Annotated in this window: 18 protein-coding genes and 1 pseudogene; 12 read left to right on the top strand and 7 right to left on the bottom strand. The window is 64.5% G+C overall.

Translation table 11 applies throughout. From position 1 onward, the window contains the following. Positions 1-54 precede the first annotated feature (54 nt). Complete coding sequence (locus J9893_RS17030) at positions 55-681, bottom strand: glutathione S-transferase (protein WP_010673436.1); 627 nt, start codon at positions 679-681, stop codon at positions 55-57. Positions 682-839: 158 nt separating this feature from the next. Here J9893_RS17030 and J9893_RS17025 point away from each other — a divergent pair, with 158 nt between their 5' ends. The 5 genes and pseudogenes from J9893_RS17025 (at position 840) to J9893_RS17010 (ending at position 4,654) form a co-directional block, all read left to right on the top strand. Then, entirely contained in the window at positions 840-1,484 is a 645-nt protein-coding gene (locus J9893_RS17025) for a response regulator transcription factor (protein ID WP_124813397.1), read from the top strand. Positions 1,485-1,514: 30 nt separating this feature from the next. Further along, positions 1,515-1,595, top strand: a pseudogene (locus tag J9893_RS22090) (DNA-binding response regulator); the annotation flags it as partial. A gap of 269 nt (positions 1,596-1,864) precedes the next feature. Continuing rightward, entirely contained in the window at positions 1,865-2,446 is a 582-nt protein-coding gene (locus J9893_RS17020) for a TetR/AcrR family transcriptional regulator (RefSeq protein WP_039039448.1), read from the top strand. 72 nt (positions 2,447-2,518) lie between these two features. After that, a complete protein-coding gene (locus J9893_RS17015; protein WP_210601677.1) occupies positions 2,519-3,376 on the top strand; it encodes an alpha/beta fold hydrolase in 858 nt (285 codons plus the stop codon). Between the two features lie 117 nt (positions 3,377-3,493). Further along, positions 3,494-4,654, top strand: a complete 1,161-nt coding sequence (locus J9893_RS17010; RefSeq protein WP_010673432.1) for a patatin-like phospholipase family protein — start codon at positions 3,494-3,496, stop codon at positions 4,652-4,654. A 27-nt stretch (positions 4,655-4,681) separates the two neighbouring features. Here the strand turns inward: J9893_RS17010 and J9893_RS17005 are convergent, their stop codons facing one another. After that, positions 4,682-6,634 carry a monovalent cation:proton antiporter family protein gene (locus J9893_RS17005; RefSeq protein ID WP_045523570.1) on the bottom strand — a complete coding sequence of 651 codons (1,953 nt, stop codon included), beginning with the start codon at positions 6,632-6,634 and terminating at the stop codon, positions 4,682-4,684. Positions 6,635-6,827: 193 nt separating this feature from the next. Between J9893_RS17005 and J9893_RS17000 the strand changes: the two genes are divergently transcribed. After that, entirely contained in the window at positions 6,828-7,754 is a 927-nt protein-coding gene (locus tag J9893_RS17000) for a GGDEF domain-containing protein (protein WP_041214696.1), read from the top strand. A gap of 42 nt (positions 7,755-7,796) precedes the next feature. On the opposite strand, the gene tilS is transcribed toward J9893_RS17000, so the two are convergent. After that, positions 7,797-9,131 carry a tRNA lysidine(34) synthetase TilS gene (gene tilS / locus J9893_RS16995; RefSeq protein ID WP_210601678.1) on the bottom strand — a complete coding sequence of 445 codons (1,335 nt, stop codon included), beginning with the start codon at positions 9,129-9,131 and terminating at the stop codon, positions 7,797-7,799. A gap of 129 nt (positions 9,132-9,260) precedes the next feature. On the opposite strand from tilS, the gene J9893_RS16990 reads away from it, so the two are divergent. The 4 genes from J9893_RS16990 to J9893_RS16975 all read left to right on the top strand — a co-directional run bounded on the left by J9893_RS16990 (position 9,261) and on the right by J9893_RS16975 (position 14,528). Further along, positions 9,261-11,291, top strand: a complete 2,031-nt coding sequence (locus J9893_RS16990; RefSeq protein ID WP_113069827.1) for a M13 family metallopeptidase — start codon at positions 9,261-9,263, stop codon at positions 11,289-11,291. A gap of 112 nt (positions 11,292-11,403) precedes the next feature. Beyond that, positions 11,404-11,841: a PliI family lysozyme inhibitor of I-type lysozyme gene (locus J9893_RS16985; RefSeq protein ID WP_010673427.1), complete on the top strand. Its 438-nt coding sequence runs from the start codon at positions 11,404-11,406 to the stop codon at positions 11,839-11,841. Positions 11,842-12,191: 350 nt separating this feature from the next. Continuing rightward, entirely contained in the window at positions 12,192-13,919 is a 1,728-nt protein-coding gene (locus tag J9893_RS16980) for an ABC-F family ATP-binding cassette domain-containing protein (RefSeq protein ID WP_210601679.1), read from the top strand. A 72-nt stretch (positions 13,920-13,991) separates the two neighbouring features. Further along, positions 13,992-14,528, top strand: a complete 537-nt coding sequence (locus J9893_RS16975) for a GNAT family N-acetyltransferase (protein ID WP_143237913.1) — start codon at positions 13,992-13,994, stop codon at positions 14,526-14,528. Positions 14,529-14,571: 43 nt separating this feature from the next. Here J9893_RS16975 and yjeH read toward each other — a convergent pair whose 3' ends face one another. Continuing rightward, positions 14,572-15,852: an L-methionine/branched-chain amino acid transporter gene (gene yjeH / locus J9893_RS16970; RefSeq protein ID WP_143237914.1), complete on the bottom strand. Its 1,281-nt coding sequence runs from the start codon at positions 15,850-15,852 to the stop codon at positions 14,572-14,574. A 125-nt stretch (positions 15,853-15,977) separates the two neighbouring features. Beyond that, positions 15,978-17,270: an HAAAP family serine/threonine permease gene (locus J9893_RS16965; RefSeq protein ID WP_039039437.1), complete on the bottom strand. Its 1,293-nt coding sequence runs from the start codon at positions 17,268-17,270 to the stop codon at positions 15,978-15,980. A gap of 496 nt (positions 17,271-17,766) precedes the next feature. Between J9893_RS16965 and J9893_RS16960 the strand changes: the two genes are divergently transcribed. Together J9893_RS16960 and J9893_RS16955 are read left to right on the top strand one after the other, a co-directional pair. After that, entirely contained in the window at positions 17,767-18,672 is a 906-nt protein-coding gene (locus J9893_RS16960) for a LysR family transcriptional regulator (protein ID WP_210601716.1), read from the top strand. A 106-nt stretch (positions 18,673-18,778) separates the two neighbouring features. Further along, positions 18,779-20,170: an MATE family efflux transporter gene (locus tag J9893_RS16955; protein WP_010673420.1), complete on the top strand. Its 1,392-nt coding sequence runs from the start codon at positions 18,779-18,781 to the stop codon at positions 20,168-20,170. An 82-nt stretch (positions 20,171-20,252) separates the two neighbouring features. On the opposite strand, the gene accA is transcribed toward J9893_RS16955, so the two are convergent. Then, positions 20,253-21,203, bottom strand: coding sequence for an acetyl-CoA carboxylase carboxyl transferase subunit alpha (gene accA, locus J9893_RS16950; protein WP_134997588.1), 951 nt, complete (start codon positions 21,201-21,203; stop codon positions 20,253-20,255). A gap of 16 nt (positions 21,204-21,219) precedes the next feature. Beyond that, positions 21,220-24,699: a DNA polymerase III subunit alpha gene (dnaE, locus tag J9893_RS16945; protein ID WP_042015569.1), complete on the bottom strand. Its 3,480-nt coding sequence runs from the start codon at positions 24,697-24,699 to the stop codon at positions 21,220-21,222. Between the last annotated feature and the right edge of the window lie 27 nt (positions 24,700-24,726).

Raw genomic sequence — 24,726 nt, 5'->3', positions numbered from 1 at the left:
CTGAATAAAAAGGGGAGCCGATGGCTCCCCTTTTTTGTCTTGCAGACGCCCGCATCAATCAGACTGGCGGGCCGCCTTTGGCCACTGCAACCTCGCCCTGAGCAGGGTTTCCTGCCACAGGGGCCAGGCCAGCAAGGCCTGCTGATAGGCGCCAGCCTGACCGGGCAGCGAAATGCCATAGCTTGCCAGTCGATAGGCCATCACCGCATAGAAGGCATCCAGAATGCTCGCCTCGTCGAAATAGAAGGGCCCCCGCGCCTGGGACCAGAGAGTCTGCAACCGGGCCAGCTCGTCGATGACCTCCACCGGCGGTTCACTCTGGGTGGGCGCCCCCAGGAAGAAGGGCAGCAGGGTGCGGATCTGACGAAAACCGGCGTGCAGCTCGGCGCACAGGCTGCGGGCCAGGGCCCGTTCGGCCTTGTCCACCGGATAAAGGTGGCGCTCCGGGCAACACTCGTGGAGATATTCGGCGATGGCCAGAGAGTCGTGAATACGCAGCTCACCGTCGTCGAGCCAGGGCACCAGGCCGGCGGGGGCCGTGCGCTTGAGCCGTTGCAGCTCCTTGGCATCTTCCAGATCGAAGACCTGCTCCTGCCACTTGAGCCCGCTCATGGCCAGCACCAGCGCCGTTCTCATTGCCCAGGTGGAGCCCGTGCCCACCGTCAAAACCAGGGATCCCATCGATTGCCTCCTGCATGGGTTGTTTACTGGCCATCCCGCCGGCCCCGTGGCACGACATCCGATGACCACCTCACATTTGCGTACTGGCGGGTTTGACCCACTTGGGTAGCAGTGCTAGTTTGATTTTTCAAAACAATCAGTTAGCAACAATGTGAGCTATGGACAGCCAATTTACCATCGTCATCGCAGATGACCACCCCCTGTTTCGGGGCGCCCTCTATCAAGCGGTGCACATGGCCATCGACGACGCCAGATTGCTGGAGGCTGACTCCATCGACAGCCTGAGCCACCTGCTCGATGAACATCCCGACGTCGACCTGCTGCTGCTGGATCTCAAGATGCCGGGGGCCAACGGCTTCGAAGGGCTGGCCTATCTGCGCGGACATCACCCGGATCTCCCCATCGTCGTGGTCTCGGCCTCCGAGGATCCCGCCATCATCCAGCAGGTGCTGCGCCTGGGCGCGCTCGGCTTCATTCCCAAGTCCGCCCCCATGAAAGAGCTGGTCAGCGCCCTCAATACGGTGATCGGGGGGGACAACTGGGTGCCCGAGGGGATCTCCCTCCATCCCGAGCCCGGCGAAGGGCCCGATTTCGCCACCAAGCTGGCCAGCCTCACCCCCCAGCAATACAAGGTGCTCATCATGTTGCGGGATGGCAGCCTCAACAAACAGATCGCCTGGGAGCTCAACGTTTCCGAGGCGACCATCAAGGCCCATATCACCGCGATTTTCCGCAAACTCGGGGTCAAGAACCGCACCCAGGCGGTCATCGCCCTCCAGCAGATGGATATCAAGGACAGTTGAGCCCCTTGCCACCATCAGAGCCCATATCACTCCGCCTTCCGCAAACTTGGGGTCAAAAACCCCACCCAGGCGGTCATCGCCCTCCAGCAGATGGATATCAAGGACAGTTGAGCCCCTTGCCACCATCAGAGCCCATGTCACTCCGCCTTCCGCAAACTCGGGGTCAAGCACCGCACCCAGGCAGTCATCGCCCTGCAGCAAATGGGCATCAAGGACGACTGAGCTCGTCCCCGGCTGGCTTGTATCGAGCCAGCCACAACCGCCCCCAGCAGACTCTCTGGCCCCCCGCGGCAGCCGGAAACGGCCTCCCTGCACCATTTGCGGCTCGACAATTAGCACGGTCGTACTTTATGCTGCCAGCCCAGAGAGAGGAGAGCCGGATGAGCAAGGGACGTCTGACCCGCGACACCATTTTGCAGACTGCATTCGAGCAGGCGAGCCAGCAGGGGCTTGAGAGCCTCACCATAGGTTCCCTCGCAACGGCCTGCGAGATGTCAAAAAGCGGTCTGTTCGCCCACTTCCAGTCCCGTGACAACCTGCAGATCGCCGTACTCACCCATTCCGCCGAGGTATTTCGGGAGCGGGTGATCCAACCGGTGCGCCAACAGGGGTACGCCACCCAGCAGGAGAAACTGCTCGCCCTGTTGCAGGCCTGGCTGGCCTGGAACCAGAGTTTTGCCGGCCGCTGCATGTTCCTCGATGCCTGGACCTCCGCCCAGGAGGGTGAGGTCCAGCAGGCGGCACGCGAGCTGGTCCGTTTCTGGCTCGACTACCTGGCACGCCAGGTAGTGCAGGGGCAGGCCAGAGGGGAGTGGCGCAGCGATCTCGACCCCTGGCGCGCCGTCTATCGCCTTTATGGCCTCTATCTCGGGGATCAGGTGTTCCATGCCCTGGGGCTCAGCGAGGATCCGGCCCGCCACTTCTGGCCGGAGGTCACCGCTCTGCTGGCCAGCTGGCGCTGACCCGACGGGCTCTTCTTTTTAAAAAGTCGCAAAAAAGCACGACCGTTCGCACATAAAAGACACAGGATGACCATGAGCAGCAAGATCTACTTCAACACACGCCGCTTCAGCCCGAGCAAGTTGCTGCTGGGCCTCGGCACCCGCCTGCATCACGTGCTCGCGCCCACCCACGCCAAGCGCACCGCCAGCAAGCTGCTGCTCACCCCGCAGCGGGCGACCCGGGACGTCGCAGCCCCGGCTGGCCTGGTCGAGCAGGCCATCCACACCAGTGAAGGGACCCTGATGAGCTACCGGCTCGGGCAGGGGCCGGTCTGGCTGCTGATGCACGGCTGGTCAGGCAGTGCCAGCCAGTTCTATCCGCTGATGAGCCACATCGCCGCCCAGGGCTATACGGCCCTCGCCTACGATCACCCCGCCCACGGCCGGAGCGAAGGGAACAGGGGTCACCTGCCCCGCTTCGTGCGCGCTTTCGACGAGATCCTCGAGCGGGTCGGCCCCGTCCAGGGCGTCATCACCCACAGCATGGGGGGCGCCGTCACCCTCAGCAGCCGTCACCCGGCAATCGATACGCTGCCGCTGCTGCTCATCTCCCCGGTGCTCGACTACGTGCCCCAGCTCTACGGCATGGTGGCGCGCTCCGGCTACTCCATCCGGCTGTTCGATGCGGTGGTCAAGGAGATAGAACACGAATACCAGCACCCGCTCAGCACGGTTGACCCCCTTGGCCGGCTCGCCCGGCGCAGCGGCGCCGCCCTCATCGTTCACGATGAGGAAGACCGCTTCGCTCCCCATGGCGACTCCCTGCGCGCGGCCCAGGATGGCAGAACCCGACTGGTGAGCACCCGGGGGCTCGGCCATGGCCGTATTCTGGCAAGCCCTCCAGCCTTCGCCGCCTTCGATCAACTGAGCCAGACGCCCTTGGCAAACTGAAAATGAAACGGGCCGCAAAAATTGAGCGTGCGGCCCATTTTTATCCGGTATACAACGTCTTATAGTTGAATTGCGCGGTGGCAACCCGCCCTGGCGATCACGATAAGGCGCACCCTCATGGCCAGACCCAATACTGCTCTTCTGCTGACTGGTGGTGGTGCCCGCGCCGCCTATCAGGTCGGCGCACTCAAGGCGGTGGCCGAACTCTACCCCCGCAACATCGGCATCCCCTTCCCCATTTTGTGCGGCACCTCGGCGGGGGCTCTCAACATCACGGCGCTGGCGTGCTACGCCTCCTGTTTCCATCTGGGGGTGCGCAAGCTGGAGTGGGTCTGGCGACGATTCGAGACCCACCACATCTTCGACTTCCACCCCTGCCAACTGCTGTGGCGCACCCTCTATCAGGGCTCGGCCGGCCTCATCACCCCCCAGAGCAACCGAGCCTTTCACCTGTTTGACAACGCCCCCCTGCGCCGTCTGCTGGATCAGCTCATCGACTATCACCGCATCGATGACAACATTCTCTACGGCAGCCTGGAGGCCATCGCCATCACGGCCTCTGACTATGATGACGGCCTCTCCACCACCTTCTTCCAGGGGCGGGCCGAACATCAGCCCTGGGAGCGCGCCAGACGACGTGGCCTGCGTACCCTGCTCACCTCGGATCATCTGCTGGCCTCGTCGGCGCTGCCCTTTGTCTTTCCCGCCACCCCCATCGGCGATCGCGTCTACGGGGATGGCTCCATCCACCAGCTGAGCCCGCTCAGCCCCGCCATCCATCTGGGGGCGGAGCGGATCCTGCTGGTGACCCTGGACTCCCCTCACAGGGAGAACCCGACTCCCCGCCAGGGGCACCTGACCAGCTCCAACATCGCGAGCCATCTGCTCAACACCGTCTTCTCCGACACCCTCAATTCGGATCTGGAGCGGCTCGGGCGCATCAACCAGACCCTTTCCCTTATTCCGGCACGGGAGCGCAGTCGACTGAAACTGCGCCAGGTGGAGACCTGCGTGATCCGCCCCAGCCAGGATCTCGACCTCATCGCCCTCGAATACCTCCCACGGTTGCCGACCCAGCTGCGCCGTCTGCTGCGAGTGCTCGGGGTCAACGGCGAAGAGAGCAGCAGCCTGGCCAGCTTCCTGATGTTTGACCCCGGCTATTGCCAGCGGCTCATCAAGCTGGGATACCAGGACGCGCTGGATCACCGCCAGCGCATCGAGGCCTTCCTCGACCTGCCGGGCAGCGGGAGGCAGCAGCAGTTTCGCGAAGAGGCCTGAGGGGCCTTATCCCATGGCAAGGAGATCCTAGCGTCCCTCCAGCAGGCGCTGCTCGGCCTGTTCCATGGCCACGGCCGTGCCGAAAAGCACCAGGGTATCTCCCGCCGCCAGCACCAGCTCGCGCCTGGGATCCAGGCTGCGCTCCCCGCGATGAATCGCCTTGATGCGCACCTCTCCCAGGGCGAGATCCCGTACCCTGTGTCCCACCGCCCAGGCCTGGTCGTGCAGCAGCACGGGATGCAGCCGCTCGAGCAGTTGATCCGTCTCCAGATTGCCCGCACTCTTGCCGCCCCAGTAGAAACCGTGCAGAAAGCGATACTGGCTGCTGCGCTCGTGCTCCATGCGCCGGATCACCCGGCCGATGGGAATGTCGCAGTTGAGCAGCAGGTGGGAGACCAGCATCAGGGCTCCCTCCTGGGATTCGGGGATCACCTCGAAGGCGCCGGCCTGCTTGTAGTGTTCAAGGAAACTGTCATCCCGGGTACGCACCAGCACCTTGATCTCCCCCGCCAGCTCCCGGATCAGCGTCAGCATGGCATCGACCCGCTTTTGATCGTCGAAGGTGATGATCACCAGCCGCGCCCGCAACAGACCGGCCGCCAGCAGGATGTCGCGCCGGCTGGCATCGCCGAACGCCACCTGCTCCCCCGCGAGCTTCGCCTCACTCACCCGCTCGGGATCGAGATCCAGGGCCAGGAAAGGTATCTCTTCGAGCTTGAGAAAGCGGGCACAGGTTTGGCCGGTGCGTCCGAACCCGGCGATGATGACGTGCTGGTGTTTGCTCAGGCCCGACTGGGCCACCTCGGCGCGAGAGAGCAGGGCACTGTCGGTGAGGGAGTGGGCAAGCCCCAGCGCCCGCAACACCAGCCAGGGGGTGAGGGCGATGGAGATGACACCGATGCCGATGAGCAGAGAGACCAGCTGGTGATCCAGCAAGCCGTGATGACTCGCCAGCGCCAGCAGCACAAAACCGAACTCCCCGACCTGGCTCAACATGATGCCAGCGGCCATGGCGTCGCGCTTGCGCTCCCCCATCAGGCGGCCCGCCAGCAATATGAGCAGCGACTTGCACAGGATTAGCCCCGTCACACAGGCCAGCACCTGCCACCAGGCGCCCGCCACCAGCGCCCAGTCCATGGTCATGCCGATGGTAATGAAGAAGAGCCCCATCAACACGTCGCGAAACGGCTTGATGTCCACTTCGAGCTGATGACGATAGTGGGACTCCCCCAGCATCATGCCCGCCAGAAAGGCACCGAGCGCCATGGAGAGCCCCATCCACTGGGTCAGGGAGGCCGCCAGCAATGCCACCAGCAGGGCACTCAGTACGAAGAGTTCGTCTGAACGTGCGCGCGCCACCTCGAAAAACAGCATGGGCAGCAGCCACTTCCCCACCGCCAGCAGCACGGATAGCGCAAACAACCCCTTGAGGGAGGCCCAGGCGACCTCCGCCAGCAGGGCGCTGCCCTGCACCTCGGGCTGGGCCAGGATGGGGATCATCACCAGCAGGGGCACCACGGCGAGATCCTGGAACAGCAGCACGCTCACCCCGAGCTGGGCTCGCCGGGTATGGAGCTGCTTGAGCTCGCCGAGCTGCTTGATCACCACGGCGGTGGAGGAGAGCGCCAGGGTGCCTGATACCACCAGCGCCTGGGCCAGGCTCAGCCCCCACCACCAGCCGAGCCCGAAAAACAGCAGTGAGGTAAGCAGCACCTGCAGGCTGCCGACCCCCAGCACCAGCTTGCGCATGGCGAGCAGACGCGGCAGGGAGAACTCGAGCCCGAGGGAGAACATCAGGAACACGATGCCAAGCTCCCCTATGGTCTGCATCATGGCCTGACCCGTGACGATGGCCACGCCGTGGGGGCCGAGCAGCATGCCGGCAAACAGATAGGCAAGGATCACCGGCTGGCCGAGGCGCCGGAAAATGGCCACCAGCACAACGGCGAAGATCAGCAGGATCAACACATCGGCGTACACCCATCCCTCTCCTTCATCTGCCCGGCGCCCTCTTCCCTGACACAGCAAGCACAGCGCCCGCTCCCCATATGGCACGGCACTCGCTCAGCGGCAGGGATTTCCCCTCCCGTTTCATCCCGTTAAGCCTAGCCAGCCCCCTTGTTTTTCATCGGACATATTTTAGGCACAGGGCTTGCAAGAGCCTGCGCAATGAATGGAGAGGTGTAAGGGCTGTAACGTGGAAAACACATCATCATTGAACGGCTTCGGACATGGCATAGAGCAGTGGGTACAGCAGATGGAGCGGCTTGCGCCGTTGACCGGGCAGGACCGCTATCAGCAGATAGAGCAGTTGCTGGGGCAACGGGATCTTGACGCCCTGCTGGCAATCTTTGCCGAGCGGGTGGCAAACATTGTCCGGATCCACTCGCTCCAGTTCGACTGTGGCCAGCCCCATCCCCTCATCTCGCACCCGCCCCAGGCCAGGCTGACCCTGCATGCCTATCGCTTCGAGCTGCGGGGACGACACGAGCAGTTGCTCGGCCAGTTGCACTACGAGCTGGAGCACCCCCTGAGCGACGGCCAGAGGCGGTTGCTTGAGCAATATCATCAGCTGTTCAGTCTCACCCTGCCCCTCTATCTGCGGCTGGATCGGCTGGAGCAGCAGGTGCGGCTCGACCACCTGACCGGGCTTGGCAATCGCGCCTACTTCGACGAGGCCATCGGCCGGGCGGTGGAGCAACACAGCCGGGAACCCCACGGCCTGGTGCTGGTGCTGCTGGATCTCGACAGATTCAAGCAGGTCAATGACACCTGGGGCCACCCGGTGGGCGACCTGGTGCTAAGCCGCTTCGCCCAGTTGCTGCAGGGGTGCATTCGCGGGACGGATCAGGCGTTTCGCCTCGGCGGGGACGAGTTTGCCCTGCTGCTGCAACCAGCGGACCCCGAGGCCTGGCGCCCGGTCTGGCTGCGGTTGCAACATGTGCTCCACAGCCACAAGGAGCTCAGCGCCTTCTCGGTGGGGTGCAGCCTGGGAGCCGCCAGCTGGCAGTCTGGCATGGATGTGCAGCGCCTCTACGAGACGGCCGATACCCATCTCTACGCCCGCAAGAAAGCCGGGGGCTCCGGCCTGCCCGAATAGGGCATCCCCCTTCCCCTCCCGGCCCCCTGTCACTCTGCGATGTCAATCCGCATCCTGGGGGACGGGGGGCCGCCACTCCCACGCCACCCCCTCTTCTGGCGCCAGAAATCCGTCGCAGACAAAGAGCCCGGCCACCAGTGCCACCTGTTCACCGTAGTAGAGGATGGGAATGCGCCCCCGCTGCCAGGAGGGCACTCCGTACTCTTGCAGCAGCTTCTTGAGCCGCCGGCTGCCCACCCGCCCCACCGGTTTCAGCATGACGCCGGGGGCGACCTGAAAACGCACCGAGAGCGGCTCGTCCCCCCTCGGTGTCCGCAACCCTTCGCCATCCGTTCTCCAGAGCCTGAACTGCCCGAGCCCGTCCGGCAGGGTGAGCGTCTCTTCCATCCCGATGGGCAGCACCTCCTCACGGGGGGCGAGATCCGGCGCCACCAGGTAGAGGCGCCCCTGATAGCGGCGACACGCCAACCCTTGCAGGCTCAGCCTGGGGTTGGCGTCATCGCGCGCCAGCGCCACCTCCTGCCACAGCAGGCCCAGCAGCTCGCGGGAGGGCATCTCTCCCCCCTGACGGCGGATCCAGTGGCGCAGCAGGTTGTTGCGCCGCACGGGGGAGAGGGAGAGGAGTCCGTCAATGCGCAGCCCTTCTCCCTCACCCACCGCCTGCCAGTCCGCCTCGGCCAGCTCGCCGATGAGCGCCTCCTGCTCGGCGCACAAGGCCATGGTGCGCGCCGTCGTCCGGGCCATGGCGGGCCAGCGGTCCTTGAGCAGGGGGATGATCTGCTGGCGCAGGAAGTTGCGGTCATAGCTCGGGTCCTCGTTGCTCTCATCCTCAACCCAGCCATAAGGAAGTGACTGCGCGGCTTGCGCCAGCTCGGCCCGGCTCATGTCGAGCAAGGGGCGCAACAGATGGCCTGCGGCAAAAGGCTGGCTCGCCACCATGCCCGCCAGCCCGCGCAGACCGGCACCCCGCTTGAGCGCCAGCAGCAGGGTCTCCAGCTGATCGTCCTGATGGTGAGCGGTGAGCAGCCACTCCCCTTCCCCCAGGTGGGCGGCGAGTCGCTCATAACGCGCCGCCCGCGCCTGGGCCTCCAGGCTCTCCCCGTTGCCCCGGCAGAGCTGCACCCGCTCCACGATGAGGGGCACCGCCAGTTGCCGGCACACCCCTTCGCAGTGAGCCACCCAGTAGTCGGCATGTGGGCTCAGGCCGTGATGAACGTGCAGGGCGTTCAGGGCGAGGCCGTGGGCGCGTGCAAAACGGGCAGCCAGCACCAGCAAGACGGTGGAGTCGAGCCCGCCGCTGAAAGCCACCAGCAGACCGCGGGAACCTTCCGGCGCGGGCAGGGTCTGACAAAAACGAGAATAAATACGAGAAATCATAGGCTTCCCCAATACGACCAGGCCGATCTTAGCAGAGTCGGGCTTATCAAGCGCTAACCCGGCTGCTAGAGTGAATCGCTCCCTGCGTGGGCAAGGAAGCCATATAACCCGAATTGGAATAAAACCATAATGAACAACAAGAAACACATCCTGGCCACCCTCGTCGGGCTGGCCCTGCTGGCCAGTTGCAGTCAGGCTCCGAGCCAACCGGACAAACACTCCGGCCTTGCGCTGGCCAACATGGACACCAGCGTCAAGCCTGGTGACGACTTCTTCCGCTACGTGAACGGCCACTGGCTCGCCACGGCCAAGATCCCCGATGACAGGCCCGCCGACGGCGCCTTCTACCTGCTGCGGGACAAATCCCTGGCGGACGTGCGGGTGCTGGTGGAGGGGCTGGATGGCAAAGCCGCCGCCGGTACCCCGGCCCAGCAGATCCACGACCTCTACCAGAGCTATCTGGATCAGGCCGCCCGCAACGCCAAGGGCACCACGCCCCTGCTGCCAATGCTGAGCGAGATAGAGCAGATCAGCACGCCGCAGGATCTCGCCCGGGCCTTCGCCCAGAGCGCCCGCACCGGTGGCGGCTCCCCCTTCGGTTTCTGGATTGACGCCGACGCCAAGGCCCCTGACAGCTATGCCGTCTACCTCTACCAGGCCGGCCTCGGCCTGCCGGATCGGGACTACTACCTCAAGCGCGACCCCAACAGCCAGGCGCTGCTGCACAAGTACGAGCAACACATCGCCGCCATGCTGACCCGCTTCGGTGAGACGGATGCCCAGGGCAAGGCGAAACGCATCCTGGCCCTCGAGACCAGGCTCGCCCAGATCCAGTGGGACAACGTGGCCCTGCGAGACAGAGAGAAGAACTACAACAAGGGACCGGTGAGCGAGCTGGGGCGCCTCGCCCCCGCCATCGACTGGGACGCCTACCTGGCCCAGGCCGGCCTTGCGGGGCAGCAGAGCCTGGTCATCGGCCAGCCGAGCTACCTCTCGGCCCTGAACGAGGTGATGCAGCAGACCCCGATCGGCGACTGGCAGGCCTACCTCAAGTGGCAGCTCATCACCGATTACGCCCCCTACCTCGACAGCCAGACCGATGCCCAGAATTTTGCCTTCTTCGGCACCGCTCTTAGCGGCACGCCCAAGCAGCGCGCCCCCTGGGAGCGGGCCCTTGGGGTGCTGGACAGCAATCTTGGGGAGGCGGTGGGCAAGCTCTATGTCGAGCGCTACTTCCCGCCAGCGGCCAAGGCCCGTATGGAGCAGCTGGTGGAGAACCTGCGCACCGCCTACGGCCAGAGCATCCAGGAGCTGGACTGGATGTCCCCGGCCACCAAGACACAGGCCCTCGAGAAGCTCGCCAAGTTCAGACCCAAGATAGGCTACCCGGACAAGTGGAAGGACTACAGCGCCATCACCATTAGCCCCGACGATCTGGTGGGCAACCTGCAGCGGGCCCGCGCCTTCGAATACGCCGACAACCTGGCGCGCCTCGGCAAGCCGGTCGATCGGGACGAGTGGCACATGTCACCCCAGACGGTGAACGCCTACTACAACCCGAGCAACAACGAGATCGTCTTCCCGGCCGCCATTTTGCAGCCCCCCTTCTTCGACATGACGGCGGACGATGCGGTCAACTACGGCGCCATCGGCGGGGTGATCGGCCACGAGATGGGCCACGGTTTTGATGATCAGGGGGCCAAATCCGACGGTGACGGCGTGATGCGCGACTGGTGGACGCCGGCGGATCTCAAGGAGTTTCGCTTCCGCACCAGCCGGCTGGTGGCCCAGTACAACCGCTTCGAGCCCATCAAGGGCCAGTACGTCAACGGCCAGTTTACCCTGGGGGAGAACATCGGCGATCTCGGCGGCCTCACCATCGCCCACAAGGCCTACCTGCTCTCCCTGGATGGCAAGGAGGCCCCGGTGCTGGACGGTTTTACCGGCGAGCAGCGCTTCTTCCTCGGCTGGGCCCAGGTGTGGAAGGGCATGTATCGCCCCGAACTGATGCAGATGCTGCTCGCCTCGGATCCCCACTCGCCGCCGGAATACCGGGTCAACGGCGTGGTACCGAACATCCCCGCCTTCTACGAGGCATTCAAGATCCAGCCCGGCGACAAGCTCTATCTGGACCCGGCCAAACGGGTCAAGATATGGTGATGACAACCCGGGCAGGGGGCGGCCGACCAGCGGCCCCCTGCCCGCTTCCGACGTGGCAGGGAAGCGTCCCCTGCCCGTCACAGACACACAAGCAGCAACAAGGGTCCTCTCCATGAAAGCCTTATTCCTTACTCTCGGCCTGCTCACCCTGCCCCTCGCCAGCCAGGCGGCGGACGGCTTCTTCAAGCAGCTGACGCTCCCCTCCGGCCAGGTGGTGACCGTCAGCGAAGGGCGCGGCGAGCCCGCCTCCACCGGCAGCTACGACGTGCGCCTCTACTCCGGTGCCAACCCGCAGTTTCCGCTGGATCAGTTCATCGACGGCAAGGTGCTGCCGCGCGATGGCAGTATCAAGGAGATTAAGCTGCTGGATCTCAACGGCGACAAGCAGCCTGAAGTCATCGTCGTGGTGGAGAGCGCCGGCAGCGGCAGCTACCTGAGCGCCGACGCCCTCACCATCAATCCCCAGGAGGGGCTGGAGAGCTTCAACCACGTGGAGGGGCTGGCCCCCAGTGACGATGTGATTGAGGCCCTCAAGACCCCCCGCGACTGACCCCCCACGCCCCGTATCACGGGGCGTTTTTTTACCCCGCGCCTCCCGATGCGGTGCCCACGGCCCCCCACAGGGCGGATGGACGACTGTTTTTTTCTGTGCCTATAATCGCCGCACCGTGCCATAACGAAACACAAGGAGGTAAAAAATGGTTATCCAAGCGTGTCCGATGTTCTCGGCTCGCCTGTTCGGCACATTCAAGTGCTCTTGCCTGCATACCATCGCGCTGCGATAGCGGGTTCGAGCAAAGCCGACTCCCTTCCATACCGAGACCTTTCTCGACTCTGCCGTTGTCGCCAGCGCTCCTGATGACAGGGATATCCTATCCCGCGATTTAAGAGAGCAAGAGCATGACAACCCTGATGAGTACCCATTCCCTGCAGATGAGTGCGGGGCACCTTCCCTTATTTGACCATCTCGAACTCGGCATTCGCGCAGGCGACCGACTCGGCCTGATTGGCGCCAACGGCTGCGGCAAGAGCACATTGCTCGCGCTGCTGGCGGGCGAGCGCACGCCCCAGGCCGGCCGGATCGTGCAGGCCGCCGCCTGCCGCTGCGAGTTCGTGGCCCAGCAACTGCCCGCCGGGCTTTCCACCCTCAGCACCCGCGCCGTGCTGCTGGATGCCCTGGGCAACGACCCCGCCGCCGAATGGCAGGTGGACAAGCTGCTGGCCGAACTGCAGCTGGAGGCCCAGGCCACGTTGCCGGTCAGTGCACTGAGCGGTGGCCAGCACAGCCGGCTGCAGATAGGGCGCGCCCTGCTGCGCCAACCCAACCTGCTGCTGCTCGATGAGCCCAGCAACCACCTGGACTTGCCCGCCCTGCTCTGGCTCGAGCAGTTTCTGCTGGGCTGGCGCGGCGCCTTCGTGCTGGTCTCCCACGACGCTCGCCTGCTGGACCGCGTCACGGATCAGACCCTGATCCTGCGAGATGGCCAGTTGCACCGCTTCGCCCTGCCCTGCAGCCAGGCCAGGGCGGCGCTGGCTGCCGAGGATGAGCAGGCCCGCCTGCGCCGGGCGGATGAGCAAAAGGAGATAGACCGCCTGAGCGCCAGCAGCAAGCGCCTCGCCATCTGGGGGCGGGAGCATGACAACGAGAAGCTGGTGCGCCAGGCCAAGTCCATGGAAAAGCGCATCGCCCGCCTGCAGGAGGAGCAGAGCCAGGTGGCGGCGCTGGCCCCCTGGCGGCTCGAGCTGCGCGGAGTGAGCCTGCCTGCCGACACCCTGCTGCGACTGGAGGCCCTCGACGTATCGCCGGCATCGGCACTGCCGCCGCTGCTGCGTGCCGAGGGGCTCTGGCTGCGAGCGGAGGACAGGGTTGCCCTGCTCGGTGCCAACGGCACCGGCAAGTCCTCCCTGCTGCGCCAGTGCTGGCGCGAACTGACTGACCTGAGTCCGCAGGCGGGCTGGTACTGCCACCCCGGCGCCAGCATCGCCTATTACGATCAGTCCCTGCAGCAGCTGGCTGACGACGCCACCCTGAGCGACGCGCTGTACCCCCTGGCCCCTCTGCCTGAGGTGACGCGGCGACAGGCGCTGATCCGGGCGGGCTTCCCCTATGCCCGCCACGGCCAGCAGGTGCACACCCTGAGCGGGGGCGAGCGGGCACGGCTGCTGTTTCTCGCCCTGTCCCTCGGCAGCCACCACATGCTCTGGCTCGACGAACCCACCAACCACCTGGATCTGGCGGGCAAGGAGGAGCTGGCCGAGGCGATTGCCGCCTTCCCGGGGGGCGTGCTGCTGGTCTCCCACGACCGGGAGCTGATCGAGCGCAGTTGCAACCGCTTCTGGCTGATACAGGACGGGCGCATCCAGGAGGCTCACAGTGCCGAGCGGGCCTATGCCGAGCTGCTGGGCGATGCCCCCTTGCCGCAGGCGGGCAGCCCGGCTCGATCAGGTGACCCGCAGACCGCGGCCGCCACGGGGGATGACGAAGAGGCGCTGCTGGCGCGCTGGTATGAGCTCGATGCCCTGCTCGCCGCCGATCTGGCCCGCAAGCCCAGGCACCAGACCCCGCGCCTGCAGCAGCAGTGGCGTGACGAGCTGGCGCGCCTTGCCGAGCGCCTCGGCTTTGCCTGACGCCAGCCCGGATCATCCATCTCTTGTTACGCAACACACGCGGCCAGCCACGGCTGGCCGCAAGGAGTCATCATGACATCAGCACCACCCCACATCAGGCTGGATCCCGTCACCGACACCGACCTGCCTCACATCTATCGCGGCCTCTCCGATCCCCGGGTCGTCGCCTACTACGGCGTCAGCTACGACAGCCTGGCGGCATGCCGGGCACAGATGGATTGGTATGCCGAGCTGACCCGCACCGGCCGTGGCGCCTGGCACCTCATTCGCGACCGGCACACGGGCGAACCGCTGGGGGCCATCGGCTACAACGATGCCGACCCGACTCACCAGCGGGCCGAGCTGGGCTACTGGCTCTATCCCGAACACTGGGGCAAGGGGGTGATGAGCGCGGCGCTGCAACTCTGGCTCCCGCTCACTTACCGCACCACCGACCTGCACCGGCTGCTGGCAGTGGTGGAGGAGCCCAACCGCCCCTCCGCCCGCCTGCTGGAGCGGGCCGGTTTTCACTACGAGGGCACGGCGCGGGAGTGCGAGCGCAAGGGGGATGGCTTCATCTCCCTGCGCCACTACGCCATCTTGCGCAGCGACCTGCCCGCCAGCCTGTGACCCGCAACAACAAGCCCCGCACTGCGGGGCTTTTTTTCGGGAGTTACTTGATGGCGCAGACACCCTCATCGGACGCCGAGCGGCGGCGTCTGCGCCGCCACAGGGAGAAGCCGCCATACCCCAGGCTCAGCACGACGGCATAGAGCACCTGGGTAGCGAGGGCCAGCAGCACCAGGGTGCAGAGCAGCACGCTGAGGCCCGCCAGCCCCTTGCCGGTCCCCGACAACAAGCGCCAGCCCGCCGCCATGCAGAGCAGATAGACCAGCACGAAGTTGCCATTGGCGTAGCGGATCAGCGCATCGAGGGGCAGGCGCAGCCAGAGAATCAGGGTGATGGAGACGAAACAGATGGCGAGCACCCAGGCAAGGGCATGCAGGGGAGCGCCCCGGGCCGAGAGGCGAGAGAGGGAGACCGGCAGTTTGCCCTCCCGCGCCATGCTCCAGATAAGGCGCGCAAAACCTTGCAGGTAGATGTTGATGCTGGCGAAGCAGGAGAGATAGCCCAGCACCGCCACCAGCCACTTGGCGGTGGGGCCGAACAGCAGGGAGAGCAGGGCCGGAATGGCGGTGGCATTGGTCGCCTCGTCCCCGTAGAGGTCATATTTGAGCACCACCAGGGAGTGCACCCAGTAGATGAGCCCCGCCAGAAGCACGCCCCCCAACAGGGCAAGGGGGTAGTCCCGCTCTGGCCGCTTGAACTCCTCCCCCATGTGGGCGAAGGCCTCGAGCCCCACGAAACACCAGAACATCACCGCCAGCGCCGAGCCCATGGCGGGCCACTCGCTCGCCGTTGGCAGAGGCTGGGCGGCATCGCGCCAGCTGAGATCCCCCTTGAACCAGATGAGCAGGGTGAGCCCCAGGATAGCCAGGGCAATGAGCAGTTGCAGATTGCCGGAGGAGCGCGCCCCCCGCAGCCCCAGCAGAAAGACCCCGAGCAGGGTGAGCAGCTGGATGCCCCAGAGGGTCCACTCCCCCATGTCGAACAGGGCGTGCCAGAAACCGGCGGCGATGGTGAGGGCGGCAGGCAGGCCCACCGGCAGCACCGCCAGAAACAGGAAAGCGGAGAAGCGCTCAGCGCCGTTGCCAAAGGCGAGGCCAATCAGATGGGGCGCGCCACCCGCGTGGGGATAACGCCGCCCGAGGCGGGCGAAGGTAAAGGCGATGGGCAGCACCAGGGCAATCAGCAGCAACCAGGCCCACAGCGACGCCCCTCCCGCCAGCGAGGCGGCGGTGGCCGGTACCACGAAGATCCCGGTACCGAGCAGGGAGGTGGCGAGCAGCCCCATCCCCTGCCAGAGCCCGAGATCCTTTTTCAACCCAGACATATCCTGTTGTCCCGTCTAGAAAAACATCCCGCCATGTTAGGCCGCCACCACCGCTTTGTTAAGCATTTGTGCCCATAAAAAAACCGCCCCGGGGGGCGGCTTTCTCACAGGGATGAACGCTGTCATCAGGCAATCAGCTTGTAGATGATGCCGGACATGGCGATGAGGCCGATGAGGGTGACGAAGCCGTTGCTGAGGTTGCCGGCATATTTGCGCATGGCCGGCACCTTGGCGATGGCGTACATCGGCATCAGGAAGAGCAGCATGGCGATGATGGGGCCGCCCAGATCTTCAATCATGCCGAGGATGCTCGGGTTGATGGTGGCCACGGCCCAGGTGGTCAGGATCATGAAGACCGCGGTCACCTTGTTCAGCTGCTTGACGTCGACGTTCTTGCCCTTCTCGCGCAGGGACTTGGCCATCAGGCCGTTCATGCCCTCTTGCGCACCCAGGTAGTGACCCAGGAAGGACTTGCTGATGGCAACCATGGCGATGAGCGGTGCCACGGTGGCGATCACCGGGTTGTCGAAGTGGTTGGCCAGGTAGGAGAGGATGGAGATGTTCTGCTCCTTGGCCGCCGCCAGGTCAGCCGGGGAGAGGCTCAGCACGCAGCTGAACACGAAGAACATCACTGTCATCACCATCATGACGTGGGCGCCCAGCAGGATGTTGCTGCACTTCTTCTCGGCGTTGGCGCCGTAGCGGCCTTTGTTGTCCACCGCGAAGGAGGAGATGATCGGGGAGTGGTTGAAGGAGAACACCATCACCGGGATGGCCAGCCACAGGGTCTTGATGAAGTCACCATTGAAGGCCTCACCCAGCGCCGGGGCTTCGGTGATGATGGCACCGTTCCAGTGCGGGATCAGGTAGACCGCCAGGCCCATCAGGGTGACCACGAACGGGAAGACCAGCACGCTCATCGCCTTGACGATGACCTGGCCGCCCAGGCGAACGATCGCCATCAGACCCAGGATCAGCACCAGGGAGAGGATGGCACGGGGAGGTGCCGTCATGCCCAGCTGGTGCACCATCAGGCTCTCGACGGTGTTGGTGATGGCCACGGAGTACATCAGCAGGATGGGGTAGATGGCGAAGAAGTAGAGCAGGGTGATGAACTTGCCTGCGGTCTTGCCGAAGTGCTCTTCCACCACCTCGGTGATGTCGCCGTCACGGGTGGAGCCGGACAGCACGAAGCGGGTCAGGCCACGGTGGGCGAAGAAGGTCAGCGGCAGGGCCAGGATCAGCATGGCGACCAGCGGCCACAGGCCCCCGACACCGGCATTGATCGGCAGGAAGAGGACACCGGCGCCGATGGCGGTACCGTACAGACCCAGCATCCAGACCACGTCGGCCTTGTTGATGCCACGGGAGGAGGCTTTGCTCAAGCTGCCTTCAACTGCAATGTTCATGTCAGACATAGGGGTGTTCCTGTCATCAAGGAAAGTGGGATCTTAACTTGTCAGTGGGCCTGGGCCCGGTTCCTTTCCCTGGAACTCCAGCTATTCGTCCTGTTTGTTCCTCCGCCCCGGCCATCCGGCCGCCACTCCCTGTGGCAACCTGATTGCAACAAACACGGGCGGGGAGTCGTAATACAGAGGGGATCGTGCTCGCTCGTTAACAACGGGATAACGCTCACCTCATCCGATGAGATGACTCTAGTTAAAAGGCCCTATTAATCACAGCGTTTTTTTGAATTAATCAACCAAAGTTTGACTGGAATCGCCTTTCCGTCGCTTCAGATCACACTTGAATCGCCATGTTGCGATTTTTTTTTAACATATAAACTTTTTGGTGTGATCCACCTCACCCTTGAAACGCGCAACAATTTTATCACAACCCCCTCATTGCCCCCCGATTGTCTCCCGTCGCCCCATGGCGTACCCTTTGTGTCCGCCCCTTTTCTGCGTACCGACCATGATCCTCTCCCGCACCGATCTCGCCGAGCTGGCCGTGTTTGCCGCCGTCGCCCGTCACCGCAGTTTCAGCAAGGCCGCCCTCGAGCTCGGGGTCTCCGCCTCGGCCCTGAGTCATGCCCTCAAAGGGCTGGAGAGTCGCCTGGCCGTCAGGCTGCTCAATCGCAGCACCCGGGCCGTGGTGCCGACCGAAGCGGGCGAACGGCTGCTGGCCCAGGTGCTGCCAACCCTGGGGCAGCTGGAGGCGGCGCTGGCGGAACTGACGCGCCACGCGGGCGAACCCGTGGGCAGGCTCAGGCTCTGTGCCCCCCGAGCAGCCATCCAGGAGGTGCTGGCCCCGGTACTCATCGACTATCTGGTGCGCTACCCGCGCATGCAGGTGGAGGTGGAGGAACTGGAGCTGATGCCCCGCCTCATCGAGGATGGCTACGACGCCGCCCTCTTTTACGGCGACCTGCTGCCCCAGGAGATGATCTCGGTTCCCCTGGGCCCGCAGCAGCGCTATCTGGTGGTGGGCTCCCCCGACTATCTGGCACGGCGTGGCACCCCTCGCCACCCCTCGGATCTGCGCCAGCACGACTGCATCGGTTATCGGCTCACGCCCCATCACCACTATCGCTGGGCCTTTGCCGCCGAGGGGGAACTGCTTGAGATCGAAGTGACGGGCCCGCTCACCACCAGCACGCCCGCGCTCTACCTGGGGGCGGCCGAGGCGGGGCTCGGGCTCGCCTACTGCCATGAAGGGGAGGTGTTCGACGCCCTGGCATCGGGGCGGCTGGTAAGCGTGCTGGATGACTGGAGCCCCAGCTTTGCCGGGTTCAACCTCTTCTATCCGGGCCGGCACCAGCTGGGGCAAGGGCTGCGAGCCCTGATCGACATGCTGAAGGAGTATCACAGGATCCGTTGATTGATGAGCTGCATTCAGCAATGCATCAAATGAAAGCCTGATTATAAATTAAACCATAAGAAACTAGACTGTCTGCTCGATTCCGGCCCTTTTCCCGAGTACAGATATGTCCGCCTACTTCCGTCTGCGTCAACGGGCCATGGCCCGCCGTTTCTGGGGTTATGCCCTCCCCTCCGTCATGGCCATGCTGGTCTCCGGCGCCTACTACCTGGTGGACGGCATCTTCGTCGGCCACTACGTGGGGGCCGCCGGCCTTGCCGGCATCAACCTGGTCTATCCGGTCATCATGGTGCTCATCGGCCTCGCCGCCATGATCGCCATGGGGGCCGCCACCGCCATCTCCTTCCAGCAGGGCGCCAGGAACCTCGCTCTGGCCCGCCAGGCTCTGGTCAGCGCCCTCTGGCTGCTGCTGATCCTGGGCACGGTAGCGCCGCTGCTGCTGCACCACTGGCACACCGATATCCTGCAGGCCCTGGGAATGGCCCCCGGCACCGACACCTGGCAGCAGGCCAGCGACTACCTCACCTGGATTGGCGGTGGCACCCTGCTGCTCGCCAGCAACCTGGCGGTGCCCTACCTGCTTCGCAACGACGGCCGCCCTCGCCTCGCCATGGTACTGGTGAGCGGCGGCGCCCTCCTCAACATCCTGCTCAACTACATCATGGTGGGCCGGCTCGGGCTCGGCCTCACCGGCACGGCCCAGGCCACCCTCCTCTCGGAGGCCATGGTCAGCCTGCTCGGCCTGGGGTACTTCTTCACCCGCCACGCCCGGTTGCGGCTGACCTGGCGCCAGCTGGTGCCCCGCTTCCCGGCCATGCCCGGCCTGCTCTTCACCGGGCTGCCGAGCCTCATCGCCCAGTTCAATCTGGGGCTGCTGTTGCTGCTGCACAACAGCCAGCTGATGGTGCACGGCACGGTCAAGGATCTGGCGGGCTTCACCGTGGCGGGGTACACGGAGGCGGTCTTCATCGTCATCCTGCAGGGACTGGCGTTTGGCATCCAGCCCCTGGTGAGCCAGGCAGCCGGGGCCGGGCGCCATCGCGACCTCCAGTTCCTGATGGCGATGGGGCTCAAGATCACCCTGGTCTATGGCCTGGGGGTCTGGCTGATTGTCCAGCTGCTGCCGCAGCCGGTCGCCATGCTCTACACCGGGGATCAGGACGCAGAGCTGCTCGCCGCCGCCATCAGCAGCCTGACCCTCAACCTCGCTGCCCTGCCCCTGGAGGGGATCGTCATGTTCGGCATCGTGCTGTTGCAGGCCATGGCCCGCACCCGCCAGGCCCTCGTCATCTCCGTGGCCAAGACGGTGCTGCTGCTGCCCCTCATCTTCCTGCTGCCCCTCTGGTGGGGGCGCGACGGGGTCTTGATGGCCCAGCCCGCCACCGTGCTGCTGCTGACGCCCCCCCTGTGCTGGCTGCTGTGGCGGGAGTGGCGGGCCCTGAGCCCTGCCGGAGGGCGTGCTTCCATCCCCATGCAACGGGCGCTGACCGCCCCCTGAGGCCCGCCCCGGCGTCCCCCCACAAACGTCGCCCATAAAAAAAGTCCCCGCATGCGGGGACTTTTTTATTGGAAGCGGCAGATCAGCAGTAGCCGTAACCCAGCAGGCGCTGGTAGCGCTGCTCCAGCAGTTGCTCGCTGTCGAGGGGGCGCAGGGCATCCAGATCCTGCTTGATGCGCGCTTTCAGGAGCTTGGCCATCTTCTCCACGTCGCGGTGGGCACCGCCGAGGGGCTCCTCGACGATGTTGTCGATGAGCTTCAGCTCCTTCAGGCGCTGGGCGGTGATGCCCATGGCATCCGCCGCCACCGAGGCCTTCTCGGCGCTCTTCCAGAGGATGGAGGCGCACCCTTCCGGGGAGATGACGGAGTAGGTGGAGTACTGCAGCATGTTGACCCGATCGCCTACACCGATGGCGAGAGCGCCGCCGGAGCCACCTTCACCGATCACGGTGCAGACCACCGGCACGGTCAGGCCGGCCATGACTTTCAGGTTGCGGGCGATGGCTTCGGACTGGCCACGCTCCTCGGCACCCACGCCGGGGTAGGCACCCGGGGTGTCGATGAAGGTGATGATCGGCATCTTGAAGCGCTCGGCCATCTCCATCAGGCGCAGGGCCTTGCGGTACCCTTCCGGGCGCGGCATGCCGAAGTTGCGCTTGATCTTCTCCTTGGTCTCGCGACCCTTCTGGTGACCGATGATCATCACGGGCTCGCCGTCGAGACGGGCGATGCCGCCGACGATGGCCTTGTCATCGGCATAGGCGCGATCCCCGGCCAGCTCGTCGAAATCGGTGAAGATCTGCTCGATGTAGTCGAGGGTGTAGGGGCGCTGGGGATGACGTGCCATCTGGGATACCTGCCAGGCACCCAGATCGCCGAAGATCTTCTTGGTCAGCTCTTCGTTTTTCTTCTCCAGCCGGCGAATGTCTTCGCTGAGATCCACGGCACTGTTGTGCTCGCTCACATGGCGCAGTTCATCGATCTGTGCCTGCAACTCGGCGATCGGCTGTTCAAAATCCAGAAAAAGACTCATAGGGACAATAGATCCTCTAATCAAAAACCAATTCAACCCGCTCTCGTCCAAGCAGGACTCGCAAGTCATCTATCAGTTGATCGGTGGGCGTCACCCGCCACTCGGTACCGAGCGTCAATCGCACCCGGGAACCGGGGCGACGATAGTTTACCTGAACCGGACAGACTCCGGCACGGGCGGGCTCCAAAATCTCGCACAAACGCGGGAAAAAGCGCTCGTCAATGCGTTGTTCATCGAGGGAGATGCGGATTGCCCTGGCAAAACGCTCCCTCGCATCGTTGATATCCAGCAACTCGCGGGCCGACATTTTAAGGCCACCGGAGAAGTCATCAAAGCTGACCTGTCCAGAAACCACTAAAATACGGTCTTTTTGCATCAATTCTTCGTATTTTTCCAGCGCTTCACTGAAAAGGGTCACATCCAGACGGCCGGATCTGTCGTCCAGGGTGAAGATCCCCATCTTGTTGCCACGCTTGGTCACCATGCTGCGCGCCGCGATCACCAACCCCGCCGCCGTGGTCACCGTATCCCGGGAGGTGGGATGCAGATCGCACAGTCGGCCCGAGGTGTAGCGCCGCAACTCGCTGCTGTACTGGTTGATGGGGTGACCGGTGAGGTAGAGCCCGAGGGTCTCGCGCTCCCCTTCCAGCCACACCTTGTCGGGCCAGTGCGGCACGTTGGCGAACGCCTTCTTGACGTCGTCGATCTCCTCCGTGAGCACGCCGAACATGTCGACCTGCCCCACCGCCTGGGCCTTGGCGTGCTGCTCGGCGGCGCGCATCGCCTCCTCCAGGGTCGCCATCAGGGCGGCGCGGTGGGGGCCGAGCCTGTCCATGGCGCCGGAGAGGATGAGCTTCTCCATCACCCGCTTGTTGAGCTTCTTGATGTCCACCCGGTTGCAGAAATCGAACAGGTCGCGGAACGGACCGTCCCGATCCCGCGCGTCCAGGATCGCCTCGATGGGCCCTTCCCCTACCCCCTTCACCGCGCCGATGCCGTAGACGATGTGGCCGTCCTCGTTGACGCTGAAGCGGTAGCGACCGGTGTTGACGTCCGGCGGGATCACGGTCAGCCCCATGCGCTGACACTCGTCCACCAGGGTCACTATCTTGTCGGTGTTGTCCATGTCCGCGGTCATCACCGCCGCCATGAACTCCGCCGGGAAATGGGTCTTGAGCCAGAGGGTCTGGTAAGAGACCAGCGCATAGGCAGCGGAGTGGGACTTGTTGAAGCCGTAGCCCGCAAACTTCTCCACCAGATCGAAGATCTTCATCGCCAGTTCGCCGTCGACGCCGTTCTTGACCGCCCCCTCCTCGAAGCCCGCCCGCTGCTTGGCCATCTCTTCGGGTTTTTTCTTGCCCATGGCCCGGCGCAGCATGTCCGCGCCACCCAGGGTATACCCCGCCAGGGTCTGGGCGATCTGCATCACCTGCTCCTGATAGAGGATGATGCCGTAGGTGGGCTCGAGTATGGGTTTGAGGCTCTCGTGCTGCCACTTCTCGTCCGGGTAGGAGATGGCCTCCTTGCCGTGCTTGCGCTCGATGAAGTTGTCCACCATGCCCGACTGGAGCGGGCCCGGGCGGAACAGGGCCACCAGCGCGATCATGTCTTCGAAGCAGTCGGGCTGCAGCCGCTTGATGAGGTCCTTCATGCCGCGGGATTCGAGCTGGAACACCGCCGTGGTCTCGAAGCGCTGCAAGAGGGCGAACGACTTCTTGTCATCGATGGGGATGGCGGCGATGTCCACCGGCGGCTTGCCCTCTTTGGCAAGACGGGGGTTTATCATGCCAAGGGCCCAATCGATGATGGTGAGCGTTCGCAGCCCCAGGAAGTCGAACTTCACCAGCCCGGCGTACTCCACGTCGTTCTTGTCGAACTGGGTGACCGGGTGATGCCCCTCGTCGTCGCAATAGAGCGGCGCGAAGTCGGTGATCTTGGTAGGCGCGATCACCACGCCACCGGCGTGCTTGCCGGCGTTGCGCACCACCCCTTCCAGGCGGCGGGCCATGTCGATGAGGTCCTTGACCTCCTCGTCCTGCTCGTAGAGCTCGGGCAGCTTGGGTTCGGCCTCGAACGCCTTGGCGAGGGTCATGCCGGGGTCGGGCGGGATCAGCTTGGAGATGCGATCGACAAAGCCGTAGGCATGGCCCAGTACCCGGCCGACGTCCCGCACCACCGCCTTGGCCGCCATGCTGCCGAAGGTGATGATCTGGGATACCGCCTCCCGGCCGTACATCTCGGAGACGTGATCGATCACCTCGTCGCGCCTGTCCATGCAGAAGTCGACGTCGAAGTCGGGCATGGAGACCCGCTCGGGGTTCAGGAAACGTTCGAACAGCAGGTCAAATTCCAGCGGATCCAGGTCGGTGATCTTGAGGGCGTAGGCCACCAGCGACCCCGCCCCCGAGCCCCGGCCCGGACCGACCGGGATGCCGTTGTCCTTGGACCACTGGATAAACTCCATCACGATGAGGAAGTAACCCGGGAAGCCCATCTGGTTGATCACTTTGAGCTCGATGTCGAGACGCTCGTCATACTCGGGACGACGCTCGGCCCGCACCGCCGGATCCGGGAACAGGAAGGCCAGCCGCTCCTCCAGCCCTTCCTTCGACTTCATGACCAGGAAGTCCTCGGTGGTCATGTCGCCGGTGGGGAAGTTGGGCAGGAAATACTCGCCAAGGCGCACCGTCACGTTGCAGCGCTTGGCGATCTCCACCGTGTTTTCCAGGGCTTCCGGGATGTCGGCAAACAGCTCCGCCATCTCCTCCTGACTGCGCAGGTACTGCTGGGGGCTGTAGCGGCGCGGTCGGCGCTTGTCCATCAGGGTGTAGCCGTCGTGGATGGCGACCCGGATCTCGTGGGCATCGAAGTCATCGGCTGTGAGGAACACCACCTCGTTGGTGGCCACCACCGGCAGTTCGAACTCGGTGGCAATGGCCACCGCCATGTGCAGGTAGACCTCCTCGTCCGGGCGGCCGGTACGCAGCAGCTCCAGGTAGTAGGCATCCGGGAAGTGGGTCTGGTAGAAGGCGAGGCAATGCTCCACCATCTGGCGGTTGCCCTTGAGCAGGAACTTGCCCACATCCCCCTCGCGCCCGCCGGAGAGGACGATCACCCCCTTGGCATGTTCGCCAAGCCAGGCCTTGTCGATGACGGGGCGCCCCTGCACATGACCGCGCTGATAGCCGCGGGAGATGAGCAGGGTGATGTTCTGGTAGCCGTCGTTGTCCATGGCGAGCAGGGTGAGGCGAAACTGCTCGTCCCCAAGCTCGTCGCTCTGCACCCAGAAATCCGCCCCGACCAGGGGCTTGATCCCCTTGCCGTGGGCAGAGCCGTAGAAGCGCACCAGGCCGCACATGTTCATCTGGTCGGTCAGGGCCAGGGCCGGCATGTTGTTGGCGGCGGCAGCGGAGACGATGGGACCGATCTTCTGCAGGCCGTCGACCATGGAGAAGTCGGAGTGCACCCTCAGGTGGATGAAACGGGGATCAGCCATGGTCACGCCCTCTCATTGCGCAAGCAG

The organism is Aeromonas sp. MaB10011B (assembly GCF_017939325.1).
Taxonomy (GTDB): Bacteria; Pseudomonadota; Gammaproteobacteria; order Enterobacterales; family Aeromonadaceae; genus Aeromonas; species Aeromonas caviae.
Note: the sequence above shows the minus strand (reverse complement) of the source record. Positions and strands in the feature narration are given on the sequence as shown.